Source organism: Brochothrix sp., from assembly GCF_017549435.1.
GTDB classification, from domain to species: Bacteria; Bacillota; Bacilli; order Lactobacillales; family Listeriaceae; genus Brochothrix; species Brochothrix thermosphacta.
The window spans coordinates 1-9,734 of the sequence record NZ_JAFYUW010000082.1; the positions used below are offsets into that span (position 1 = coordinate 1).

The following is a 9,734-nucleotide window of genomic DNA, read 5'->3' on the forward strand; positions in this document are numbered from 1 at the left end:
CACACCTTTAATCAATACAATAAAAAAGAGAATTTCCAATCAATAATCGAAAATAAATCCTCTATTTTATGAGGGAATGTTCACTGATTTCAGATGTTCTTTCTGGTTTAATTACTAATTTTTGTCGCATTTCAACTTTAAGGCTGTTTTCATTTTATTGCTAAAAAGTCACTTTCAACTTATTAACATGTTGAAACGCCAACTAAAGCAAGAAACGGAATAAACGCCATACCTACTAACGTCAGTACCATCATTGATATCACCTCCTTAAAATTTTTGGAGAATATAGCTATTTACTATTCCTGTCAGATAAAACATTATGATAGCTTATTTGAATGTAAAAGAAACTTAACTGTGATTATTTGGAAGCTCTCTTTTTTCACTCGCTATCCTAGTTTTATAATACCTTGTTAATAATGTGATTTCTTATCATAATTTCACTTTTAGTGTCAGTTATAAACCAAAAAAAAAAAGACACCCCAAATTGAGAATGTCCGTTAATATATTTTGATGTTGCATTTTAATCCTATGATGATATCACTACAGATAATAAAAAAGATGGGTTTCCGATTATTACCAGAAAACCCACCTTATACGTTAAGTGTATTACTAGATGAAGGTATCATTGTTTCACAAAATACTTCATTAGTTTAAAACACTACTTTTTTCTCGTAACTTTGATTTGAGTTGAAAATGCATCGCAATTCGCCAAGGCCAAATCATCGCTACACCAAGGATCCAAAACATCCCTGCTAACTCACCAAAATCAATTGTGTCTGCTAAAAAGTACTTAATAATTAAACGAATTACGAGTAACCCCATTAGTATATAAGGAAACGATTTTGTGCGAACAATGTAAATATCATCGCCACGAATATCGTATTTTGTTGTCCATATTAACACAATCGAGAATACTAAACCTAGCCCAATCGCTTCCAAAATATTTGGTGGCGAAACGCGGAACATCGGGACAACGAACATCAATCCTCCTGTTAGCATGCCTAGTGGTGGTATCCATATTTTTTTAAATGTCGCTGGATCTTTCGACGATTTCATGCGAATAATAATAATGGCAACACCAAACGCAAGTGTGATAATTGCTGAACCCCAAAAAGACATAACCATCCTCCTTTTAAACGTTATTCCACTCGTTATTATATTCTCTATTTATAATAAGGTCAAAGGAAATTATCATAAAAAAGCAACCATTTCTGGCTGCTTAATTACTAATTTTTATACCTGTTATTATATTTTAATCAATCACAGTTTCCGATTTATTTTGTAATTCATACATACTGAAGTAGATACCTCGTTGAGCCACTAGTTCATCATGCGTACCGCGTTCAACAATTTTACCATGATCCAATACAAGAATTTGTTCTGCATCACGTATCGTTGAAAGACGATGTGCAATCGCAATCGTTGTACGTCCTTGACGAATTCGAACCAAACCTTCTTGAATAAGTTGTTCTGTTTCAGTATCAATGCTTGCTGTTGCTTCATCGAGCACTAAAATTTTCGGATCAGTCACAATTGTACGTGCAAATGAAAGTAATTGTTTTTGACCTTGTGAGAAGGCTGCACCACGTTCAACAACACGGTGTTCATACCCATTTGGAAATTCATTGATAAAACGGTCGGCTTGAACAAATTCAGCCGCTTCTTCAATTTGAGCTTGTGTTAAGTTCTCATTTTTCAATCGAATGTTATCAGAAATCGTTCCATAATAGAGGAATGAATCCTGTAAAACCAAGCCCATTTTCTCACGTAATTCTGCTGTTGGATACTCTTTAATTGATACACCATCAATCAAAATATCTCCACGTTCGAATTCGTAGAAGCGCATCATTAAGTTGATAATCGAGCTTTTACCACTTCCTGTATGCCCAACTAAAGCAACGGTTTCCCCTGGACGTGCGACGAAAGAGATATTCGATAACACATCTTGTTTACCATCATATGAAAAAGATACGTTTTTAAATTCAACTTCACCTTTTTTGATAACACGATGTGTTGTTTCTGCCTGTTTTGGTGCATATTCGTGATTATCCATCATTTTAAAGATACGTGACGATGCAACAACTGCTTGTTGGAAGAATGCCAAACGTTCCATAATTTGTTGGATTGGGTTAAAGAGTTGTTGGATATAGCTAATGAATACAAATACCACACCGACTGATACAGCACCTGAAAACGATGCCCAACCGAAGTAGAAAAGTATAATAGCAATCCCTAAACCTGAGAGTAATTGAATAGCAGGTCCTAATAATAAACCATTCAATTTAGTGTTTCTAAAGCTTGCTTCAAAGTATGCTTCATTGGTTTCCGAAAATTCGTTACGTAAACGTTTTTCTTGGCTAAATTGTTGAATAATCGGCATTCCCGAAATTGATTCTGCTAGCTTTGCATTCATTTCACTTAGTTTTTCACGAGCTTGTTGATAAAAAGTTGTGCTGTATTTTTGGTACAAAAAGATAATCCAAATTGAAATCGGTAGTAGCAATAAACATATCAGCGCTAACTTAACGTTGAGGATAAACATTGTAATGTAGATACCTGTCAACATAAATACAGCCGAAACCGCTGTTGAAAGTACTGATACAAACATATCAGTGATTGCTTCTGTGTCATTGGTTAAACGCGAGACGATACTACCTGAAGGGACTTGATCATAAAAACGCATCCCTTTCTTTTGTAGGTCTTGAAATAAGCCTGTACGTAAATCTTGAACGATATGAAATGCCGTTTTCTGAAAACGTAATTGTTCTACATACCAAACAAGTGAGGTTACGACAAACGTTGCAAATGTAATTCCTGTCCACAATGAGAGCGCAGCAATATCGGTGCTCTTATCTTGGATGAAATTATCAAGAATGTATTTAATTAACAAAGGTGTTGCCAGGTTACCTAATGTGACGATTAACGTTAAAATCAATGTCCATGCAAGGCTTTTTTTGTAAGGTTTTGCATAACTGAGCAACCGTTTTAAAGTTGCTAACTGTTGTTTTCCAGTGAGTTTTTCAAACTTTTCCATTAGCCCTCACCTCCTTCTGACGCTTGTACAAGTTGTTGCTGTTCAAAAATTTGACTGTACCAACCATCGCTTAACATTAATTCTGCATGACGACCTGATTGAGCCAATTCACCATTTTCTAACACCAAAATTTGTTCACTGTGTTGAACTGAACTTAAACGGTGAGCACAAATAATTGTTGTTTTATCAGAACGTGTTTCTTTCAAGGCGCTGACAATCGCCTCTTCAGTTTTAGCATCTACTGCAGACAAGGCATCATCCAAAATGAGTAATTCGGGATTCATTAATAAGGCACGTGCAATCGAAATACGTTGCTTTTGTCCCCCGGATAATGAAACACCACGTTCACCGACTACTGTATCGTAACCTTCAGTAAAGGCCTCGATGTCATCATGAATCGCTGTTAAACGAGTAACTGCTTCAACTTCTTCTTGTGTGGCTTCTGGACGACCAAAACGAATATTTTCACGAATCGTTGTTGAGAATAAAAATTGATCTTGTGGGACGTACCCAATTGAACGGCGTAGCGAATCAAGCGTGTAATCCTTAATGTCACGTCCACCAATTGTGATAAGTCCTTCATAATGATTCACTTGACGTAAGAGCATTTGAACAAGTGTCGTTTTACCTGCACCTGTGCGCCCAACGATACCTAATGTTTCACCTGCACCGATCTTGAAGTGAATATTGTGCAAGGCTAATTTATCATCCGCGTAACGGACTTCTTCAACGTCCACTGTAATATCACCTGTGGGTGTCACATCAACCGCGCCTTCACGATCAGTGACCTCTGCTTCGTTAGCCATTAAAATAGCGACACGGTCATAAGATGCCGATCCACGTTCAAGTATATTATATAAAAACCCAAAAGCGAGCATTGGCCATACTAACATACCTAAATATGTAATAAATGAAACTAAATCTCCAATCGTTATTTCTGATTGGCGAATAAGGTAAGCACCACCAAATAAAGTCAATGCGTAACTTAAAGCAACGATAATATTAATCGCAGGGTCAAACGCTGAATCGAGACGTGCCACGATGACATTTTTTTTACGTACGTCATTTGTTTGTGACTGAAAATGCTTAATTTCAGCTCCTTCTTGACCAAATGTTTTAGTTACTTTTGTACCCCCGATTGTTTCTTGGGCGTAATCATTCATATCAGAGAAAGCACTTTGTGCATCTCTAAAACTGATATGTAATTTTTTACCTAAAAATTGCGAAGATATTGCAATTAAAGGCATTGGCAATAGAGCAATCAATGTTAATTTCCAGTTGATAAGTGTTGCCATTGTGACGATAACCATTCCCCCAGTTAAAACTGAATCGGCTAATGTCAAAATACCAGCACCCGCAACTTGTTGAATACTTTTCAAGTCATTTGTTGCATGTGCCATCAAATCACCTGTACGATGTTTTTGAAAGAACGAACCTGACATGTTAGTAAGATGTTTGAACAAACTGTTACGCATTTGGCGTTCAAGTCGTAATGAAGAGCCGAAAATGTATGCTCGCCAAACATAACGTAACCCATACATAATCCCAGCGGTAACGACGAGTGTTGCAATAATAGTAAGAAAAGATCCCATCGTTAAACTTCGGTCTGCAATCGCATCAACGGTTTTACCGATCAAACGCGCAGGGATTAATGATAACAATGAAACCGTTACTAAAGCGATTACCCCAATAATATACGCTCTTTTTTCTTGTTTGAAGAACCACCATAAATCTTTAAATATTTTCATTTTTCCACCTCTGTTTCCAATTAATTATCTATACAAAACAGCTCATACTGCGCTTGATGTAGTGGCGGACAGCATGGCTTTCCATAAGCAAACATTCATTTAGCTATCATACTATTCACCTATATTAAGGTCAAGAAGACTGTTTATATCCGACTAGTAGCCTCAGGATTGGTCTTTTGATGTTTTCGATGATATAAGCTAATTGATACAAATAAGACACCAATAACTCCTAAAACGATGATATAGACACTGATGTAGAATGCGCTGACAAAGCCGCCTAATGTTAAAGCAAAACCTGCAACTAGCTGAGCAAATTGAAATGATAAACCCGAAAAACTTAAGTAAGATGCTTGTTTATCATCAGGAATTAAGTCAACTTCTCTTGCGCTTAATAATGGCGTTGCAACCAATTCACCAATCGTAACGATGACCATAATCGGTACTAATAACGTGATACTATTTGCCGTTGCCATCACTCCATACCCTGTTACATAGATAAGTAGTCCAAAAAAGACAACATACTTTTCTTTTAAGCCTGCTGTTATACGCGTTAATAAAAAGGTTAAAAAAACAACCATTAACGTATTGATAACTTGTAAAACGCTCAACATTCTAACACCATCAATGGCAATGTTAAAGAGATGAATCATATCAAACTCTTTTGACAGACGCACACCTGTATAAGTTCCCATTGTGAATTCTGCCGCTTGATACAAAGCCATACCAACAACAAACATTAACCAACGGCGATCTTTCGCCACCTTTGCGTATGTTGAAAAAAGATGACGTATAACTTTAGTATCTTTACGATCCATTATCTTGTTTTCATATCGCAAGTTCATTTGTAGAAAAAGCGTGACGATAAGCTGCATGATTACCGCTCCTATAAATAGCGGTAACAAATAATTTTTGAAGGCAAATCCACCAATTGATGCACCAATAGCCATCGATAAATTAAAAATCCAATATTCATATTGATAGACTTTCTTACGATTTTCCCTCGTGGTTGAATCCAACACAACAGCTGAATATGCTGGCGTGTAGAAATTATAAGCTGCTCCACAAATAAAGTAACCCACAACCAACCAATTAATGTGAGCGAGCAAACCACTGAGATTAAAAACAATTGTTAACAATCCAACAGCATACAGTGTTTGAAACACGAATAAAATTCGCTTTCGTTGATGGTTATCTGCCAAATAGCCACCAATAATTCCTGCTATAAAAGATACAGCAACATTCAGAATAACAATAATTCCTGCTGTTCCTGTTGGCGTATGTTTTGCCAAGTAAATAATCATAAACGGCATCGTACAAGCATAGATTAAACTGCTCATAAATGATGTTGTTAAGGTCGTTTTAATATTTTTTGATAATAAAATTTTCATAGAGCACCATCCTGTTGGTTTTTTATCGTGTCATTGGCGTCTCTTATTTTTGCGCACAAAAAAAGACTGCCTGGGTAACAAGCAGCCTTTTCATAAGTGAAAAAGAAAGGTCAACTACTCGTTGTTTTTGTATTAAATTTAAAAGAAGACAGATTATCCCCTTGAACATTGGAAATAAAAGCAAGCGTATTGTGGTAATTCTTCACTTCATTACGTAATACAAAAATTGTTGATCCCATCTTTTCCACCTCCGTTTCTTTTCGTTAAATTTAATATAGCATATCTTTTTAGTATTGCCTAGCTTTTTTTGATTATTCTCACAATTTGTCTACATACTAAAAAAACACACCTCCTAAGAGATGTGTTTTCCGAATAGAATTCAATTAAAAGAGAAATTTTCATAATCATAATTTATATTAACTCTATAAACACAGATATATGCTATTATTTTTTCTTTTTCTTCTTTTCTTTTTCTTTAGCAGGTGCAGCCGCTTGTTGTTTGCTCATTGCAGACATCATTTGGTTGACCTTTTTTTGTGATGGTTTTTGACCCATTTGCGCCATCATCATTGTTAACATTTGCTCGTTAACAGGTGGGTTTTCTTGTAGATACTTCATCATATAGCGACGTGCTAAAAAGAAACCGAGTGCTAGACCCGCAGCAAGTGCAACTACAATAAGTGTAATTCCTAACCATAAACTCATTATTTACTTTCCCCCATTTCTTATTTATCTCTATTATTGTACTTGATAATTAACGTTATGACAATAGCTGTCATCAACTCTACTGTGATATTTCTACTTCGAGTTTGCAAAAAAAAGCAGGAGCGGTATCCCGCCCCTCACTTCTTCTTAAATTCGATTATAAAGATTCAACAGCTTTTACAACATTATCAACTGTAAAACCGTATTCCTCGATGATTTTTTCTCCTGGAGCAGAAGCACCGAAAGTATCAATTGCGATAACAGTACCATCTAAACCAACATATTTACCCCAACCGAATGAGCTACCCATTTCAATACCCACACGTTTACGAACAGCGTTTGGTAAAACAGACTCTTTATATTCAGCTGATTGTTTATCAAACAAGTTAAACGATGGAATGCTGACAACAGAAACATCAGTACCTTTAGCAGCCAACGCAGCTTGTGCTTGTACAGCTAAGTTAACTTCTGAACCAGTAGCAATTAAGATAGCATCAGCAACATCTTTAGTAGATGGTGAGATTACATAACCACCTTTACGAACGCCGTCTGCTGCTTTGCTTGCTGAACCTGCAACCACTGGTAAGTTTTGACGAGACAATACCAATGCTGTTGGATGATCTTGTGATTCCAACGCAATAGTCCATGCCGCTTTTACTTCGTTACCATCCGCTGGACGAATAACAACCATGTTCGGAATAGAACGTAAGCTTGCAAGTTGTTCTACTGGCTCATGTGTTGGGCCATCTTCACCTACAGCAACTGAATCATGTGTTAGCACGTAAGTTACAGGTTGGTGTTGAATTGCAGCTAAACGAGCTGCTGCTTTAAGGTAATCTGAGAATACGAAGAACGTACCACCGTAAACGCGTAAACCACCATGTAGTGACATACCGTTTAACGCAGTAGCCATTGCGAATTCACGTACACCAAACCAGATATTACGTTGTTCTGGAGCATCAACTGTAAATTGACCATCTGATTTAATAGTCGTATTATTTGATCCAGCTAAATCGGCAGAACCACCGAAGAAGAATGGAACTTTATCTGCGATTGCATTGATTACTTCACCGCTTGATGCACGAGAAGCTGTTGAAGAGCCTTCATCAAATGATGGAAGATCAGCATCCCAACCTGCAGGCAATTTACCTTCAAAAGAATCAACAAATTGTTGAGCTAATTCTGGGTATTCAGCTTTGTAAGAAGCAAATAATGCATTCCATTCAGCTTCAGCTTTTGCACCACGATCAGCAACGTTTGCTTGATAGCGAGCATATACTTCTTCAGGCACTGTAAAGTCTGGTAAATCCCAACCATAAGCTGCTTTTGTTTCAGAAATACCTTCTGAACCAAGAGGCGCGCCATGGACAGCACTTGTACCTTGTTTTGGAGAACCAAAACCAATGACTGTTTTAATTTCGATAATTGTTGGCTGAGTAGTATTAGCTTTTGCTGCTGCAATTGCCGCTTCAATTTCAGCTAAATCATTACCATCTTTAACTAATAAATGTTGCCAGTTATAAGAATCAAAACGTTTTTGAACGCTCTCAGAGAATGAACGATCTAAATCACCGTCTAATGAAATATCATTAGAATCATAAAGGACAATTAATTTATCTAATTGCTCATGACCAGCCATCGAAACCGCTTCTGCTGAAACACCTTCCATTAAATCGCCATCACCACATAAAGCGTATGTATAATGGTCAACAACGTTGAATTTATCTTTGTTATACATCCCAGCTAAATGACGTTCTGCCATTGCAAAACCAACAGCCATACCGATACCTTGTCCAAGTGGACCAGTTGTTGCTTCTACGCCATCAGTATGTCCAAATTCAGGGTGTCCTGGAGTTAAACTATCCCATTGACGGAAGTTTTTAAGGTCTTCAATACTTAATTTGAAACCTGATAAATGTAACAAGCTGTATAACAACATTGAACCGTGTCCTGCTGAAAGCACAAAACGATCACGGTTTGACCATGTTGTATTGCTTGGGTTAACGTTTAAGAAACGTGACCATAGTGTGTAAGCCATTGGTGCTGCACCTAACGGCAAACCTGGATGTCCTGAATTGGCCTTTTGAATAGCATCCATTGAAAGAGTTCTGATTGAATTCACTGCGAGTTGATCAACTTTATCAAACATTTAAAAACATCCCCTCAAAATATATTAATAATACCCATTACACACTGCTTCACTTTTTGCTAACTTTTTGAGTTATTAAAAACGTGAAACAGCTAAATTGCAATGTAACTAAGCATACAAGAATTATTATAAACCATTTCAGCGCAAATCACTAGAGATAGATATTAAAAAGCTTATAAAACCGCTGTTTATTGTCTATTTTTTATTTTAACTCTGCTTTTAGAACAATAAAATGATAGCGTATTCAGTCTGTCGTTAGTTAACACCTCACAAGCAAATTATTTTCCAATGATTGGGTCGTTTTGGTTCTTTTGTTAAATAAGGTGGAAATTATTCTGAATTGAACGGATACTTTTTCCCGAAATACAGTTATTCTTTTATCACAGGCAGTCATTAGTCGTTAGTCATTAGTGATTAGTCATTAAATTATTATTTAAAAACGCAAAAATTAGTAAATAAGACACATCTTTTCTAACTCAACGCTTTTAATATTAGTGATTTAAGATTATAATTAAAGCACACACACACAAAGTTTTTAACTCTTTACAAAATAACAAGAAAAGGGATGATTTGAATGATAGGTTGCAGTAGTTTTACATTAACATCAAAAGATAATAAACATTTGCTTTCTCGAACAATGGACTTTGGAATCGAAATGGCGGAACAAGTTGTTTTTGTTCCACGCAACAAAACATTTGATTTAACTTATA

At 36.4% G+C, this 9,734-nt stretch carries 8 protein-coding genes; 1 reads left to right on the forward strand and 7 read right to left on the reverse strand.

The window, feature by feature from the left end:
• Positions 1–645 precede the first annotated feature (645 nt).
• The 7 genes from IKV95_RS05580 to tkt form a co-directional block, all read right to left on the reverse strand.
• Positions 646–1,119 carry a CcdC family protein gene (locus tag IKV95_RS05580; protein WP_029091800.1) on the reverse strand — a complete coding sequence of 158 codons (474 nt, stop codon included), beginning with the start codon at positions 1,117–1,119 and terminating at the stop codon, positions 646–648.
• Between the two features lie 133 nt (positions 1,120–1,252).
• Positions 1,253–3,034, reverse strand: a complete 1,782-nt coding sequence (locus IKV95_RS05585; RefSeq protein WP_069126312.1) for an ABC transporter ATP-binding protein — start codon at positions 3,032–3,034, stop codon at positions 1,253–1,255.
• Positions 3,034–4,782, reverse strand: a complete 1,749-nt coding sequence (locus IKV95_RS05590; RefSeq protein ID WP_069126311.1) for an ABC transporter ATP-binding protein — start codon at positions 4,780–4,782, stop codon at positions 3,034–3,036. The genes IKV95_RS05585 and IKV95_RS05590 overlap by 1 nt, the downstream gene beginning before the upstream one ends.
• A 143-nt stretch (positions 4,783–4,925) precedes the next feature.
• Complete coding sequence (locus tag IKV95_RS05595; RefSeq protein ID WP_287451489.1) at positions 4,926–6,170, reverse strand: MFS transporter; 1,245 nt, start codon at positions 6,168–6,170, stop codon at positions 4,926–4,928.
• A 110-nt stretch (positions 6,171–6,280) separates the two neighbouring features.
• Positions 6,281–6,409 (reverse strand): hypothetical protein, encoded by a 129-nt coding sequence (locus tag IKV95_RS05600; protein WP_256084816.1) that lies wholly within the window; start codon positions 6,407–6,409, stop codon positions 6,281–6,283.
• Between the two features lie 205 nt (positions 6,410–6,614).
• A complete protein-coding gene (locus IKV95_RS05605; RefSeq protein WP_029091804.1) occupies positions 6,615–6,875 on the reverse strand; it encodes a YneF family protein in 261 nt (86 codons plus the stop codon).
• Positions 6,876–7,032: 157 nt separating this feature from the next.
• The gene (tkt, locus tag IKV95_RS05610; RefSeq protein WP_069126308.1) at positions 7,033–9,024 is read right to left on the reverse strand and encodes a transketolase; all 1,992 of its coding nucleotides are present in this window, start codon (positions 9,022–9,024) and stop codon (positions 7,033–7,035) included.
• A gap of 574 nt (positions 9,025–9,598) precedes the next feature.
• Here tkt and IKV95_RS05615 point away from each other — a divergent pair.
• On the forward strand, positions 9,599–9,734 hold a 136-nt coding region (locus IKV95_RS05615), incomplete at its 3' end, for a linear amide C-N hydrolase (protein ID WP_287451490.1).

What these genes read in the sequence shown, in the direction of transcription:
- IKV95_RS05580 (WP_029091800.1), bottom strand. Translation starts at nt 1,119, where the DNA reads ATGTCTTTTTGGGGTTCAGCAATTATCACACTTGCGTTTGGTGTTGCC.
- IKV95_RS05585 (WP_069126312.1), bottom strand. Translation starts at nt 3,034, where the DNA reads ATGGAAAAGTTTGAAAAACTCACTGGAAAACAACAGTTAGCAACTTTA.
- IKV95_RS05590 (WP_069126311.1), bottom strand. Translation starts at nt 4,782, where the DNA reads ATGAAAATATTTAAAGATTTATGGTGGTTCTTCAAACAAGAAAAAAGA.
- IKV95_RS05595 (WP_287451489.1), bottom strand. Translation starts at nt 6,170, where the DNA reads ATGAAAATTTTATTATCAAAAAATATTAAAACGACCTTAACAACATCA.
- IKV95_RS05600 (WP_256084816.1), bottom strand. Translation starts at nt 6,409, where the DNA reads ATGGGATCAACAATTTTTGTATTACGTAATGAAGTGAAGAATTACCAC.
- IKV95_RS05605 (WP_029091804.1), bottom strand. Translation starts at nt 6,875, where the DNA reads ATGAGTTTATGGTTAGGAATTACACTTATTGTAGTTGCACTTGCTGCG.
- tkt (WP_069126308.1), bottom strand. Translation starts at nt 9,024, where the DNA reads ATGTTTGATAAAGTTGATCAACTCGCAGTGAATTCAATCAGAACTCTT.